Here is a 14,196-nt window from a genome sequence, read left to right on the forward strand (position 1 = left end):
CAAGTTCCGGCTGGCGGGCTGCGCCTGCCGGGTGCCTGGTGTCTCTGTTGCTGACCCTTTCCATGGCGCCATTGTCCGCCTGGATGCCAAGAAAAAACCGCCAAGGAATGGCAATTCCTGGCGGCTTTTGTGCCCTTTCCCCGGAGGGAGAAAGACCGGACCTACATGTGGTCAATCATGACCTGCCCGAAACCGGAACAGGACACCTGGGTGGCCCCGTCCATCAGCCGAGCGAAGTCGTAGGTCACCTTCTTGGAGAGAATGGCCTGCTCCATGGCCGAAATGATCAGGTCGGCGGCCTCCGTCCAGCCCATGTGGCGCAACATCATTTCAGCCGACAGGATCTCGGATCCGGGGTTCACGTAGTCCTTGCCGGCGTATTTCGGCGCGGTGCCGTGGGTGGCTTCGAAGCAGGCCACCGAGTCGGACAGGTTGGCGCCCGGGGCGATGCCAATGCCGCCCACCTGGGCCGCCAGGGCGTCAGAGACGTAGTCGCCATTGAGGTTGAGCGTGGCGATCACCGAGTATTCGGCCGGCCGCAGCAGGATCTGCTGCAGGAAGGCGTCCGCAATCGAGTCCTTGATCACGATGTTGCGGCCGGTTTTGGGGTTCTTGAACTGGCACCACGGGCCTCCGTCGATGGGCTCGGCGCCGAATTCCTTCTGGGCCAGGGCATAACCCCAGTCGCGGAAACCGCCCTCGGTGAACTTCATGATGTTGCCCTTGTGGACCAGGGTCACGCTGGGCTTGTCGTTGTCGATCGCATACTGGATCGCCTTGCGCACCAGCCGCTCGGTGCCCTCGATCGACACCGGCTTGATGCCGATGCCCGAGGTTTCAGGGAAGCGGATTTTGGTCACGCCCATCTCGTCCTGCAGGAACTTGATCAGCTTCTTCGCCTTGTCACTCTGGGCGGCGTATTCGATGCCGGCGTAGATGTCTTCCGAGTTCTCGCGGAAGATCACCATGTTGGTCTTCTCGGGCTCCTTCAGCGGCGAAGGCACGCCCTTGAAATACTGCACCGGCCGCAGGCACACGTACAGGTCCAGCTCCTGGCGCAACGCAACGTTCAGAGAACGGATCCCGCCCCCCACCGGCGTGGTCAGAGGGCCCTTGATCGAGACCACATACTCCCTGAGCGCGGCCAGCGTCTCTTCCGGCAGCCAGACGTCGGGGCCATACACCTTGGTCGACTTCTCGCCCGCGAACACCTCCATCCAGTGGATCCTGCGCTTGCCGCCGTAGGCTTTCTCCACGGCCGCGTCAACCACCTTGAGCATCACCGGTGTGATGTCCAGACCGGTGCCATCGCCTTCGATGTAGGGAACGATAGGCTCATCCGGCACGTTCAGCGACATGTCCTGATTGACAGTGATCTTCTGGCCCTGGGCCGGCACCTTGATGTGCTGATACATGGAAAACGATCTCCGGTGGAATGATGGATGCGGCAACTCTGAGGCCGGAATCGGCTCAGACAGCCGGAAATTCTATTCCGCCTGACAAGACTGATCGCGCACAATGCGCGCTTGCACGACACGAGAACCTTCCCATGATTCGCCGGACCACCCTCCTCGGCCTGCTGGCCCTGTTCGTCTCTCCTGCTTGGTCGCAGACTGCTCCGCAACTCGACCTGCCCAAGGTCACGCTGAAGGCGGGCATGCACCTGATTCACGCCCAGGTGGCCTCCACTCCTGAACAGCGGGCGACGGGTCTCATGTTCCGTTCTGAGATGCCCGCCAACGAAGGCATGCTGTTCGTTTTCGAGGAGTCCGCGGGGCAGTGCTTCTGGATGAAGAACACCCTGCTGCCCCTCACCGCTGCCTTTGTGGCCGACGACGGCACCATCGTCAACCTGGCGGACATGAAACCCAGGACGCTGGACTCCCACTGTTCCGCCAAGCCGGTGCGGTACGTGCTGGAGATGCACCAGGGCTGGTTCGCCAAGCGCGGCATTCAGGCGGGGTCTCGGCTTGGCGGGCTGCCCTTCGAAGGACGGCGCTGAACCACAACGCCAATAAAAAAGCCCGCCTCACGGCGGGCTTTTTTGATGGTGGGTGACGGCCAAACCAGAATCAGGCCACCAGTTCCAGCGCAGCATTGAGCGTCTTGCTCGGACGCATCACCGTGGAGAGCTTGTCGAAGTCGGGCTTGTAGTAACCGCCAATGTCCACCGGCTTGCCCTGGACCTCGATCAGTTCTGCGACGATGGCCTGCTCGTTGTCCGCCAGCTGCTTGGCCAGCGGCGCAAACTTGGCAGCCATTTCGGCATCCTCGGTCTGCGCGGCCAGTTCCTGTGCCCAGTACAGCGCCAGGTAGAACTGGCTGCCCCGGTTGTCGAGCTGGCCGGTCTTGGGGGACGGGTTCTTGTTGTTGTCCAGCAGTTTGCCGGTGGCGCTGTCCAACGTCTTGGCCAAGAGCTTGGCTTTGCTGTTGCCGGTCTTCAGGCCCAGATCCTCCAGCGACACGGCCAAGGCCAGGAATTCACCCAGCGAGTCCCAGCGCAGGTGGTTTTCTTCGACCAGCTGCTGCACGTGCTTGGGCGCCGAACCACCGGCACCGGTTTCGTACATGCCGCCGCCGGCCATCAGGGGCACGATGGACAGCATCTTGGCCGAGGTGCCCAGCTCCATGATGGGGAACAGGTCGGTCAGGTAGTCGCGCAGGATGTTGCCGGTGGCGCTGATGGTGTCCAGGCCACGGATCACACGCTCCAGCGTGTAGCGCATCGCACGCACCTGGCTCATGATCTGGATATCCAGACCGTTGGTGTCGTGCTCGTGCAGGTACATCTTGACCTTGCGGATCAGCTGGGCTTCGTGCGGGCGGTACGCGTCCAGCCAGAACACCACCGGCATGCCGGAATTGCGGGCGCGGTTGACGGCCAGCTTGACCCAGTCGCGGATGGCGGCATCCTTGACCTGACACATGCGCCAGATATCGCCCTCTTCCACGTTCTGGCTCAGCAGCACCTCGCCGGTTTCCAGGTCGGTGATGTTGGCGATGCCGTCCTCGGGAATCTCGAAGGTTTTGTCGTGCGAGCCGTATTCCTCGGCCTGCTGGGCCATCAGGCCGACGTTGGGCACCGTGCCCATGGTCTTGGGATCGAAAGCGCCATGCCACTTGCAGAAGTTGATCATCTCCTGGTAAATGCGGGCGAAGGTCGACTCGGGCATCACGGCCTTGACGTCCTTCAGGCGGCCGTTCGCGTCCCACATCTTGCCGCCGTTGCGGATCATGGCCGGCATCGAGGCGTCGACGATCACGTCATTGGGCGAGTGGAAGTTGGTGATGCCCTTGGCCGAGTCGACCATGGCCAGCTCGGGACGGTGCTCATGGCAGGCATGCAGGTCGCGCTTGATCTCGTCCTGCTTGGACTGCGGCAGCTTGGCGATCTTGTTGTACAGATCGACCATGCCGTTGTTGACGTTGACGCCCAGCTCCTTGAACAGCTCGCCGTGCTTCTCGAAGGCTTCCTTGTAGAAGATTTTCACGCAGTGGCCGAACACGATGGGGTGCGAGACTTTCATCATGGTGGCCTTAACGTGCAGCGAGAACATCACGCCGGTCTTGCGGGCATCCTCGATTTCCTTCTCGTAGAAAGCCAGCAGGGCCTTCTTGCTCATGAACATCGAGTCGATGACTTCGCGGTCGAGCAGGGAAACCTTAGGCTTGAGCACGATGGTCTTGCCGCTCTTGGTGATCAGCTCCATCTTCACGTCGCGCGCCTTGTCCAGCGTGATCGACTTCTCACCGTGGTAGAAATCGCCAGCGTGCATGTGAGACACGTGCGATTGCGAGGCTTGGCTCCATTCGGCCATGCTGTGCGGGTTCTTGCGGGCGAACTCTTTCACCGCACGGGGGGCGCGGCGGTCCGAGTTGCCTTCGCGCAGCACCGGGTTCACGGCCGAGCCGGTGCACTTGGCGTAACGCGCCTTGATGGCCTTTTCTTCGTCGTTCTTCGGGTTTTCAGGGTAGTCGGGGAGCTTGTAGCCTTTGGCCTGAAGCTCCTTGATGGCCGCCACCAGCTGGGACACGGAGGCGCTGATGTTGGGCAGCTTGATGATGTTGGCCTCGGGGCGCAGCGTCAGCTTGCCCAGCTCGCCCAGGTAGTCCGGCACACGCTGCTCTTCGGTCAGGTATTCGGGGAACTGCGCCAGGATGCGGGCGGCGACGGAGATGTCGCTGGTGGCCACATTGACGCCCGCAGGGGCGGCAAAGGTGCGGATGATGGGCAGGAACGACGCCGTCGCCAGCAGGGGCGCTTCGTCGGTGAGGGTGTAAACGATGGTCGAGGACGGTTGGCTCATGGCATGGCTCCTGATGTCGTTGTTGGAAATCCGCCGCTCCCGACGAACTCGGGGCAAGCGGTCGATGGTGTGGGATTTTGCTTTCAGTCCTCTGACCTCGGCTTCAAAATTCGAAGTGTTATCTCACATAACAAAATTGAACATCAAAAACTCCAACTTTTTTTCACCGCTGCCTTGACCGCATGGGTCCGAGGCCATGAAAAAAAGCCCGAAGGCACGACACCTTCGGGCTTCGCCGAACCGGATTGGTCCGTCGCCGTCAGGCGAAGTTGCTTTCGGCAAACGACCAGTTGACCAGCTTGTCCAGGAAGGTTTCAACGAACTTCGGCCGCAGGTTGCGGTAGTCGATGTAGTAAGCGTGTTCCCAAACGTCCACGGTCAGCAGGGCCTTGTCACCGGTCGTCAGGGGCGTGCCGGCGGCGCCCATGTTGACGATGTCCACGGAGCCGTCGGCTTTCTTGACCAGCCAGGTCCAGCCGGAACCGAAGTTGCCCACGGCGGACTTGACGAAGGCTTCTTTGAAAGCCGCGTAGCTGCCCCACTTGGCGTTGATCGCAGCGGCCAGCGCACCGGAAGGCTCACCGCCGCCGTTGGGCTTCATGCAATTCCAGAAGAAGGTGTGGTTCCAGATCTGGGCGGCGTTGTTGTAGATGCCACCGCTGGACTTCTTGACGATCGATTCGAGGTCCATGGACTCGAACTCTGTGCCCTTCTGCAGGTTGTTGAGGTTCACCACGTAAGCGTTGTGGTGCTTGCCGTGGTGGAACTCCAGCGTTTCCTTGGAGTAGTGAGGTGCCAGGGCGTCGATGGCGTACGGCAGTGCGGGCAGGGTGTGTTCCATGTGGGGTCCTCGTCTGTTGAGTGGGAAAAGTCCGGCGCATTGTAGGCAACACGTTGAACCGCTGCTGCCCTCAGGGGAAAAGAGGTCCGCCCCTCAACGGTCCACAGTCAGATCCACCGAACCGTCCGCCAGGGTCGCCGTGACGGATTGGCCCGGCCGCACCTGCGCGGCCTGGGTGATCGCGCGTCCATCACGGTCAGAGAGAAATGCATAGCCGCGCTCGAGCACCAGCATCGGATCCAGCAGGCCGAGCGCCGCACCGCAACGATCCAGCCGCTGCACGTGCGCCGACAGCGCGCGTGCGACCGCCTGGGGCAGCGTGGAGGACAGCCGCTCGAGATGGAGGGCGTGGCGCTGCTGGCGCAGCTGCACCGCCGACGTGAGCCGGTGCTGCAGGGCCGACAGCCGCTGGCTGCTGTCGTGCAGACGGCCAGAGGGGCGCCCCAGCCGCTGGGCCAGCCGGTCCAGCCGCTGCACCCGCAGGTCCAGCCCCCGCCAGACCACATCCCTGAGATCGGTTTCGAGCTGCTCCAGCTCGTCAAGCCGCTGCTGCCGGGCCGGTGCGCACAGCTCGGCCGCCGCCGTAGGCGTGGGGGCCCGCAGGTCGGCCGCAAAGTCGGACAGCGTGAAATCGGTCTCGTGCCCGACGCCGCAGACCAACGGCATGGGCGCGCGCACGACCGTGCGCACCACCGATTCGTCGTTGAACGCCCAGAGGTCTTCCAGCGATCCCCCTCCACGAACCAGCAGAAGCACATCGCCTTCGCCGGAGTCCCTGAAGCGCTGGTAGGCCTGCTCCAGCGCCCGGCAGATTTCCTGCGGCGCCTGTGCCCCTTGCACCGACGCAGGATGCACCAGCACCGGTATGTGGGGCACCCGCCGCCGCAGTGCGGTCACCACGTCGCGCAGCGCAGCGGCTCCCAGCGAGGTCACCACCGCGATGCTCCGCGGCTGCGACGGCAACTCCCGTTTGCGCCGGGGGTCAAACAGCCCCTCCGCCTCCAGCTTAGCCTTGAGCCGGATGAACTGTTCGAACAAAGCGCCCTGCCCCGCCGGTTTGAGCGCCTCAACGATCAGCTGCAGATCCCCACGCGGACCATAGACATCCAGCCGGCCCTGAGCTTGCACCAGCAGCCCATCCCGCGGAACAAACTGCAGCTGATCCGCCGCACGGCGGAACATGGCACAACGCAACTGCCCCGATTCGTCCTTCAGCGAGAAGTAGCAGTGTCCGCTGGCGGCACGGGAGAAGCCCGAGATCTCGCCACGAACTGCCACGGGGTTGAAGCGCACAGACAAGGCGTCCGCAATCGCTTGCATCAGCGGCCCAACCGCCCACACGCGCCGCGCAGAGCCGTCGTCCTGGGTGAAAAACGGCTCAGACACTGGCATCTCCGGGGCGAACCTGTCCACAAGGCGCGCCGTTGCTGGAATCCGTGCCCTCTACCCCCGTGTCATCTAGGACCTGCGGGAAGTGGCTTGATTTCAAAGCACTTTGGGCTGCCTGTTTTGTCATCGAACTGTTGAAACGCAGACGTTTGGCGGGATGCGCCGCCATCGAGGCACGGTTCTGCACAAAGTTATCCACAGAATCTGTGCATGGACCCCAGGGTCGGGTTCGGGTGGAGAGGCTGGTGCATCGGCGCAGGACTGCTGCGGGCGGTCGCAGGGGCTGAGACATAATCAAAAGATTGCACCGGAGCCCTGATTTGTTTTCCATCATACAAGCCGCTGGCTGGCCGATCTGGCCCCTCATCTTCTGTTCAGTGATCGCTCTCGCCCTCGTGATCGAGCGTTTTGTCAGCCTCAAGGCGGCCAAGGTTCTGCCGCCACAACTGCTCGAGGAAGCCATCATGGTTTCCCGCAACGGCGTCCCCAACCCGGATGTCGTCACCCAGCTGGAGCAGAACTCGGTGTTTGGCGAGGTGCTCGCCAGCGGCTTTCGGACCCTGAACAACAACCCCAGGGCCACCGAAGACGACCTGAGATCTTCACTGGAGGGCGCGGGACGCATCGCCGGTTCGCGGCTGCAACGCTACCTGGGGGCGCTGGCCACGATCGCCTCCGCAGCCCCTCTGCTGGGTCTGCTGGGCACGGTGATCGGCATGATCGAGATCTTCGGCTCCCAGGGTGGCGACGGTGGCATGGGCACCATGCCGGGCGGCGGCAATCCCACCCAGCTGGCGCACGGCATCTCGATCGCCCTGTACAACACCGCTTTTGGCCTGATGGTGGCCATTCCCGCGCTGATTTTCTGGCGCTATTTCCGCGCCCGGGTCGACGACTACCTGCTGGCCATGGAAGTCGCCACGGAGCGGTTCGTCCGCCACCTGGTGACACTGCGCAACAAGTAAGCAGCGCCCGGGAACCCCGCATGAACTTCCGTCCTGGAACCCGTGATGAGCCGGAGATCAACCTGATCCCTTTCATCGACATCCTGCTGGTCGTGCTGATCTTCCTGATGCTGACCACGACCTACAGCAAGTACACGCAGCTGCAGGTCAATCTGCCGGTGGCCGATTCCGAGGCCCAGCGCAGCGCCCCGAAGGAAGTCATCGTCTCGGTCAGCAGCGACGGCCGCTACGCGATCAACCAGTTGCTGCTGGACGGCTCGTCCGTCGAGTCGCTCACCCGTGCGCTCGAAGAAGCAACGCAGGACACACGCGACATGGTGATCATCATCAGCGCAGATGCCGCGGCCACCCACCAGTCGGTGATCAACGTGATGGACGCGGCGCGGCGCGCCGGGCTGGTGCAGATCACCTTCGCCACCCAGCAGTCCGGCTCTGCCCCGTCGCGCGGCAAGTCCTGATATCCCCGCCATGACACTCCCGGACGCCGAAGCCCGGTGGCAAGCGATCTGGGCGCAGCGGGGCTGGAAAGCCCGCCTGCTGTGGCCGATGTCCCAGATCTACCGGGCGCTGGTCGGCTTGCGGCGGCGCCGCTACGCACAGGGTCAATGGCCAGTGGAACGCCTGCCCGTGCCGGTGATCGTGATCGGCAACGTGGTGGTCGGTGGCGTGGGCAAAACGCCCACGGTGATGGCACTGATCTCCCATCTGCGCTCGCGGGGCTGGTCGCCGGGCGTGGTGTCCCGAGGGCACGGGAGGCTGGGTGAAGGACTGCTGGAGCTCACATCCGGGACAACGGCCTCGGAGGCTGGGGACGAACCCACCCTGATTCACCGGAGCACAGGCGTGCCGGTCGTGGTGGGAAGGCGTCGTGCGCACGCTGCCCGTGCACTGCTGGCGGCGCACCCCGAGGTGGACCTGCTGCTGTGCGACGATGGGTTGCAGCATCTGGCACTGGGACGTGACATCGCCATCGCGGTGTTCGATGACCGGGGCATCGGCAACGGATGGCTGCTGCCGGCGGGCCTGCTCAGGGAGCCCTGGCCTCCTGCCGCGGAAGACCCGTTCTCGCCACAGTTTGTCTTGCTGCAGCGACGGGCTGACTCCGCACCGGTCTTGCCCCTTGCCTTGCCCGTGGGCGTGACCCCGTTTGTGGCCACCCGACGTCTTTCCGCCGTCGCTCGCGGCCCCGGTGGCAGTGAGCGGCCCTTGTCCGAACTGGCGGGCCGGGAACTGGTGGCCGTGGCCGGCATTGCCCGGCCGAACGTCTTCTTCGAAATGCTGCGAGACCAGGGGTTGGCACTGTCCCGGTGCGTGGCCCTGCCGGACCACGCGCCGCCGGACGCCTACCAGGCAGTCCTGGATTCACCCTCATCCACCGTGGTGTGCACGGAAAAAGATGCGGTCAAGCTGTTCGCCCAGGCACTGGCGCTGCCAGCCGACCGGCGCCCGTCCCTGTGGACGGTGCCATTGGAGCTTCAGCTCGACCCGGCCTTTCTGGCTGAACTGGATCATCGGCTGGAGGCTCTGCGTGCAAGCGCGCGACTATCATCGCCTCATGGATACCAAACTGCTTGAACTGCTGGTCTGCCCCGTCACCAAAGGCCCTCTGATCTTCGACCGCGAGGCCCAGGAACTGATCTCTCGCAGCGCCCGCCTGGCCTATCCGGTGCGCGACGGCATTCCCATTCTCCTGGAGCACGAAGCCCGGACACTGAGCGACGAAGAAGCCGCTCGGCCACCGGCGCCCACCGCATGAGCGCGGCTGTCCGGACACCGGCCTTCAGCGTGCTGATTCCGGCGCGCATGGCCTCCAGCCGCCTCCCGGACAAACCTCTGGCAGACATTGCGGGCCTGCCCATGGTTGTTCGTGTGGCCCGGCAGGCGCTGCTCAGCGGCGCCCGCCAGGTGGTGGTGGCGGCCGACGATCCCCGCATCCTGAGCGCCTGTGCGGAGCATGGCGTCACGGCGCTGCTCACCCGTTCCGACCACCCCTCCGGCAGCGACCGGCTGGCCGAAGCCTGTGAACTGCTTGGCCTGGCTGACGACGAGCTCGTGGTGAATGTGCAGGGGGACGAGCCGCTGGTGGACCCCGCGCTCATCGCCGCAGTGGCCACGCAGCTGGCGCAAAGGCCCGATTGCGTGATGAGCACCGCCGCCCACGCCATTGAGCAGGTGGAAGACTTTCTCAATCCGAACGTGGTCAAGGTGGTGCTCGACCGGCGGCAGGTGGCGCTGTATTTCAGCCGCGCGCCCATCGCCTGGTGGCGCGACGGCATGTCGAACGGCCAGCCGCTCAGCCTGCCTTCTCCGGCCCCTTGGCGGCACATCGGCGTCTACGGATACCGGGCGGGTTTCCTGCGCCGTTTTCCGTCGCTGGAGCCGGCACCGCTGGAACTGACGGAGTCGCTGGAGCAACTGCGCACCCTATGGCACGGTGAGCGCATTGCGGTGCATCTCGCGACCCATGCGGCCGCTCCCGGTGTGGACACCCCCACGGACCTGGAAAGGGTCCGGGCGCTGCTCCGGAAGTCTTGAACTGCGACACTGTCTGTAAGGCAGTGTCGGGGTAGGCCATGCTATCCTCGTTCGACCCTCGATACCGGGGCCAGCTCAGCCGCGGAGACAGGCGAGCACGAATGAAACACTGATACAAGGAAGACGATGAGACTGATCCTGTTGGGCGCTCCTGGTGCGGGCAAGGGCACACAAGCCACCTTCATCTGCCAGAAGTACGGCATCCCCCAGATCTCGACCGGCGACATGCTGCGTGCCGCCGTGAAGGCTGGCACGCCTCTGGGCATGCAGGCCAAGGCGGTCATGGACGCCGGTGGCCTGGTGAGTGACGACCTGATCATCAACCTCGTCAAGGAACGCATTGCCCAGCCCGACTGCGCAAGCGGCTTCCTGTTCGATGGCTTCCCGCGCACCATCCCGCAGGCCGACGCTATGAAAGCGGCCGGCGTGAAGCTGGACTACGTGCTGGAAATCGACGTGCCGTTCGACGCCATCATCGAACGCATGAGCGGCCGCCGCTCACACCCCGCCTCAGGGCGCACCTACCACGTGAAATTCAACCCGCCCAAGGTGGAAGGCAAGGACGACGTCACCGGTGAACCGCTGATCCAGCGCGACGATGACAAGGAAGAAACGGTCAAGAAGCGCCTGGAGGTGTACAGCGCCCAGACCCGACCGCTGGTCGACTACTACAGCCAGTGGGCCAGGACAGATCCGGCCTCCGCCCCCAAGTACCGCGCCATCAGCGGCACCGGCTCGGTGGATGAGATCACAGCCCGCGCGTTCCAGGCCCTGGCCGCCTGACCCAGCGCCCACTCCTCCTGCAAACCCGGCAACTTGCCGGGTTTCTTTTTTTGTCGTTGCAACGGGCTGGCGCGTCAGGGTTCCAGCAGCGAGAGTGCCAGAGCCAGCCGCGCCTTCACAGGGGGCAGTCCGGCGGAGTCGGGCATGGGATTGGCCGTGTCAGGAATCACACGCCCTCGGGCACAGCGCGTGGCCCTGACCACCCGCACACCACGGGCCATGGCCTCCAACAAGGCCGAGGCCAGCGACTGGTGAACCGTGCCGTTGCCGGTGGCAGCCACCACAATGCCCTGCGGACGCAGTGCCGGGTCCGCCTGCAGCAGCGCGCGAACGATGGAGCCGTCGGCATCGGCATGGCTGGTCACCAGTTGGACGCGTGGCAGCGCATCGGCCCGCAGCACCCGCGCCAGCAGTGCCTCAGATCGCTCGGCGATCGGGCGGCTTGCGGGAGGATGGAACCACCGGACCTCGCCTTCTTCCACACACGCCATAGGGCCGGCGTCGCCCGAATCGAACGCATCCACCCGGTAGCTGTGAACCTTGGTCAAGTGCTCGGGCGCGTGCACCAGCCCCGCACAGACCACCACACACCCTCCAACCTCGGGATGACCCGCCACGGTCACGGCATCCAGCAGGTTCTGAGGGCCATCGGGCACAAGGGCGGTGGCTGGGCGCATCGCGCAGGTGAACACCACCGGCTTGCGGGGCTGCAGCACCGTCTGGATGAAAAAGGCAGTTTCTTCCAGCGTGTCGGTGCCGTGTGTGACCACAACGCCGGCAACCTCGTCGCGTGCAAGGTGGTGAGAGAGCCGAAGCAACAGCCGCTTCCACAGACCGAAGTGCATGTCCTTGCTGTCCACCTGGTCCACCTGCTCCACCTCCAGTGGACTGCCTTGCAGCGCTGGAACGCCCCCCAGAAGATCTTCCACACGAACCTGCCCTGCCACATATCCCACGTTATCTCCTGCCCGGGCGGCCCGCCCGGCGATCGTTCCGCCAGTCCCCAGGATCACGCAAAAGCCTCTGTTGTTGTCGCTCACTTGCCAAGTCTCCGAAACTGTTTAAAAATACAGATACTGGATGTACAAACAGCCTGTCCAGCCGCATCCCACCTAACCACGAGGTTGACATGATCGAGTCGTTCCCGCCCAAGCTCACGGCCCGCCAGCAGCAAATCCTGGAGTTGATCCAGAACGCCATTGCCCGCACCGGCGCTCCACCCACCCGCGCAGAAATCGCCACCGAGCTCGGATTCAAGTCGGCCAATGCGGCCGAGGAGCACCTTCAGGCGCTCGCACGCAAAGGCATGATCGAACTGGTCAGCGGCACCTCCCGCGGGATCCGTCTTCGCAGCCGGGATCTGCAGGCCATCAACGATCAGCGGACTCATCAGCTTACACTGCCGATGCCCGGCCTTTCTCAGCTCATGCTGCCCCTGATCGGGCGGGTGGCTGCCGGCTCACCGATCCTCGCTCAGGAACACGTCGACCAGACTTATCACGTCGAGCGCAGCCTGTTCCAGCGCACACCTGACTACCTGCTGCGCGTGCGCGGCATGTCCATGCGCGACGTCGGCATCCTCGACGGCGACCTGCTGGCCGTGCAGTCCGGCAAGGACGCGAAAAATGGGCAGATCGTGGTGGCCAGGCTCGGAGACGATGTGACTGTCAAGCGTTTCATGCGCCGCGACCACCAAATCGAGCTGCACGCGGAAAACCCGGACTACAAAACGATCGTGGTGCAACCGGGTGAACCCTTCGAGATCGAAGGCCTCGCCGTGGGCCTGATTCGCAACAGCTTCCAGATCTGACCCGCTGGGTCGGTGCCGCCCTCGCAGGTGGCGGGCGTTTTGCCAGAACAGCACACTGTCCTTGGCAAACCCTGCGAGAGCGGCTCTTCCGAACCAATCCTGCCTGTGTCCAACCCCTTTCCGGAGTTTCACATGGGAATCCGCATCACCTCCAAGACCTGGCGCGCTCCGTTGCAGTTGATCGACAACTGGCTGCCGTCACCTCCTTGTCCCAACAAGACCCGCAAACCGCTGCCAACGTTGATGCAGCGGTTTGTCAGGGCCGGATGGTTGACCAACAAGCAACCGAAACAGTCGCTGTCGACCTCTCACGGCGCTTCCATGGCCGAGGTGTCGCGGCCCTCACAGACAGCAACCATCCGCTTGAAGCACACCAGCCAACCGGATCGAAGCGCTTGCCTGGTGATTTCAGGGCGCATGGCCGATGTCTGCGCCGAACTGGACCGTCTGGCCGCTCTCGAGCACCGCACCGAACCCGCCTGACAGCTCAAAGTCTGTACAGAATGCTCATGGCGGCACAATAGTGCTCCATGAACATCGTGATACTGGACGACTATCAGGACGCCGTCCGAAAGCTGGATTGCGCAGCGCGCCTCGACCCCTATCCCGCCAAAGTGTTCACCAACACGGTCAAGGGGGTCGGGCAACTGTCCATACGGTTGCGGGATGCCGACATCGTGGTCCTGATCCGGGAAAGAACCCCGGTATCCCGTCAACTGGTTGACAAGCTGCCTCGCCTGAAGCTCATTGCGCAGACGGGGCGTATCGGCAGCCATATTGACGTCACTGCCTGCACCGAACGCGGCATCGCCGTGGCCGAAGGCACAAGTTCCCCGATCTCCACCGCCGAGCTGACATGGGCTCTGGTCATGGCGTCGATGCGGCGCATTCCCCAGTATGTCGCAAGCCTCAAGCACGGCGCCTGGCAACAGTCGGGGCTGAAGTCATCGTCCATGCCCGCCAACTTCGGCCTCGGCATGGTTCTTCACGGCAAGACACTCGGCTTGTGGAGCTATGGCCGCATCGGCAAGCTGGTCGCTGCTTACGGCAAGGCCTTCGGCATGCAGGTGCTGGTCTGGGGTGGCGATGAGTCCTGCCGGCAGGCCGTTTCCGACGGCTTTGAGGTCGCAGCCAGCCGGGAAGATCTCTTTGAGCGTTCGGATGTGCTCAGCCTTCATCTTCGACTCAGCGACCGCAGCGCGGGCTGTGTCACGCTGGAGGATCTTTCTCGCATGAAGCCGACCGCCCTGCTGGTCAATACATCCAGAGCGGAACTGATCGAGGCCGAGGCCTTGCTGACCGCGTTGAACCGGGGGCGCCCAGGCATGGCCGCCATCGATGTTTTCGAATCAGAGCCGATTCTTCAGGGGCATGCGCTGCTCAGGCTCGAGAACTGCATCTGCACGCCTCACATCGGCTACGTCGAGCTCAGCAACTACGAGACCTTGTTCTCGGCTGCGTTCGACAATGTGGTCAATTTCATCAAGGGAACGCCCACGAACATCGTCAACCCTGGCGCCCTGCAGGTGCGACGCTGACCATCAGGCTCAGCAGCGCCAACAAAAA

15 protein-coding genes are annotated in these 14,196 nt (G+C 63.7%); 10 read left to right on the top strand and 5 right to left on the bottom strand.

Features of this window, described 5'->3' with window-relative positions; genetic code table 11:
* Window positions 1-161 precede the first annotated feature (161 nt).
* Entirely contained in the window at window positions 162-1,415 is a 1,254-nt protein-coding gene (gene icd, locus HPS01S_RS02975; RefSeq protein ID WP_066151028.1) for an NADP-dependent isocitrate dehydrogenase, read from the bottom strand.
* 134 nt (window positions 1,416-1,549) lie between these two features.
* Between icd and HPS01S_RS02980 the strand changes: the two genes are divergently transcribed.
* Entirely contained in the window at window positions 1,550-2,002 is a 453-nt protein-coding gene (locus HPS01S_RS02980; protein ID WP_066151031.1) for a DUF192 domain-containing protein, read from the top strand.
* A gap of 70 nt (window positions 2,003-2,072) precedes the next feature.
* On the opposite strand, the gene HPS01S_RS02985 is transcribed toward HPS01S_RS02980, so the two are convergent.
* The 3 genes from HPS01S_RS02985 to xseA form a co-directional block, all read right to left on the bottom strand.
* Window positions 2,073-4,307, bottom strand: coding sequence for an NADP-dependent isocitrate dehydrogenase (locus tag HPS01S_RS02985; protein WP_066151034.1), 2,235 nt, complete (start codon window positions 4,305-4,307; stop codon window positions 2,073-2,075).
* Between the two features lie 259 nt (window positions 4,308-4,566).
* Window positions 4,567-5,148, bottom strand: a complete 582-nt coding sequence (locus HPS01S_RS22105; protein ID WP_066151037.1) for a superoxide dismutase — start codon at window positions 5,146-5,148, stop codon at window positions 4,567-4,569.
* 93 nt (window positions 5,149-5,241) lie between these two features.
* Window positions 5,242-6,540, bottom strand: a complete 1,299-nt coding sequence (gene xseA, locus HPS01S_RS02995; RefSeq protein ID WP_066151041.1) for an exodeoxyribonuclease VII large subunit — start codon at window positions 6,538-6,540, stop codon at window positions 5,242-5,244.
* Between the two features lie 317 nt (window positions 6,541-6,857).
* Here xseA and HPS01S_RS03000 point away from each other — a divergent pair, with 317 nt between their 5' ends.
* The 6 genes from HPS01S_RS03000 (at window position 6,858) to adk (ending at window position 10,820) form a co-directional block, all read left to right on the top strand.
* On the top strand, window positions 6,858-7,502 hold the full coding sequence (locus HPS01S_RS03000) for a MotA/TolQ/ExbB proton channel family protein (protein ID WP_066151043.1): 645 nt from the start codon (window positions 6,858-6,860) through the stop codon (window positions 7,500-7,502).
* A 20-nt stretch (window positions 7,503-7,522) separates the two neighbouring features.
* A complete protein-coding gene (locus HPS01S_RS03005) occupies window positions 7,523-7,960 on the top strand; it encodes an ExbD/TolR family protein (protein WP_066151048.1) in 438 nt (145 codons plus the stop codon).
* A 10-nt stretch (window positions 7,961-7,970) separates the two neighbouring features.
* Window positions 7,971-9,077, top strand: coding sequence for a tetraacyldisaccharide 4'-kinase (gene lpxK, locus HPS01S_RS03010; protein WP_066151051.1), 1,107 nt, complete (start codon window positions 7,971-7,973; stop codon window positions 9,075-9,077).
* The gene (locus tag HPS01S_RS03015; RefSeq protein WP_066151054.1) at window positions 9,058-9,258 is read left to right on the top strand and encodes a Trm112 family protein; all 201 of its coding nucleotides are present in this window, start codon (window positions 9,058-9,060) and stop codon (window positions 9,256-9,258) included. Before lpxK ends, HPS01S_RS03015 begins: the two co-directional genes overlap by 20 nt.
* Window positions 9,255-10,037 carry a 3-deoxy-manno-octulosonate cytidylyltransferase gene (gene kdsB / locus HPS01S_RS03020; RefSeq protein ID WP_066151056.1) on the top strand — a complete coding sequence of 261 codons (783 nt, stop codon included), beginning with the start codon at window positions 9,255-9,257 and terminating at the stop codon, window positions 10,035-10,037. The genes HPS01S_RS03015 and kdsB overlap by 4 nt, the downstream gene beginning before the upstream one ends.
* A 126-nt stretch (window positions 10,038-10,163) precedes the next feature.
* Window positions 10,164-10,820, top strand: coding sequence for an adenylate kinase (gene adk / locus HPS01S_RS03025; protein ID WP_066151059.1), 657 nt, complete (start codon window positions 10,164-10,166; stop codon window positions 10,818-10,820).
* Between the two features lie 74 nt (window positions 10,821-10,894).
* On the opposite strand, the gene HPS01S_RS03030 is transcribed toward adk, so the two are convergent.
* Window positions 10,895-11,860, bottom strand: coding sequence for an asparaginase (locus tag HPS01S_RS03030; protein ID WP_066151062.1), 966 nt, complete (start codon window positions 11,858-11,860; stop codon window positions 10,895-10,897).
* An 89-nt stretch (window positions 11,861-11,949) separates the two neighbouring features.
* On the opposite strand from HPS01S_RS03030, the gene lexA reads away from it, so the two are divergent.
* The 3 genes from lexA to HPS01S_RS03045 all read left to right on the top strand — a co-directional run bounded on the left by lexA (window position 11,950) and on the right by HPS01S_RS03045 (window position 14,168).
* On the top strand, window positions 11,950-12,630 hold the full coding sequence (gene lexA / locus HPS01S_RS03035) for a transcriptional repressor LexA (RefSeq protein WP_066151065.1): 681 nt from the start codon (window positions 11,950-11,952) through the stop codon (window positions 12,628-12,630).
* A 132-nt stretch (window positions 12,631-12,762) separates the two neighbouring features.
* Window positions 12,763-13,113, top strand: a complete 351-nt coding sequence (locus HPS01S_RS03040; protein WP_066151068.1) for a hypothetical protein — start codon at window positions 12,763-12,765, stop codon at window positions 13,111-13,113.
* A gap of 47 nt (window positions 13,114-13,160) precedes the next feature.
* Complete coding sequence (locus HPS01S_RS03045) at window positions 13,161-14,168, top strand: D-2-hydroxyacid dehydrogenase family protein (RefSeq protein WP_066151071.1); 1,008 nt, start codon at window positions 13,161-13,163, stop codon at window positions 14,166-14,168.
* Window positions 14,169-14,196 lie beyond the last annotated feature (28 nt).

Origin of the sequence: Hydrogenophaga pseudoflava NBRC 102511 (assembly GCF_001592285.1) — a bacterium.
Lineage (GTDB): Bacteria > Pseudomonadota > Gammaproteobacteria > Burkholderiales > Burkholderiaceae_C > Hydrogenophaga > Hydrogenophaga pseudoflava.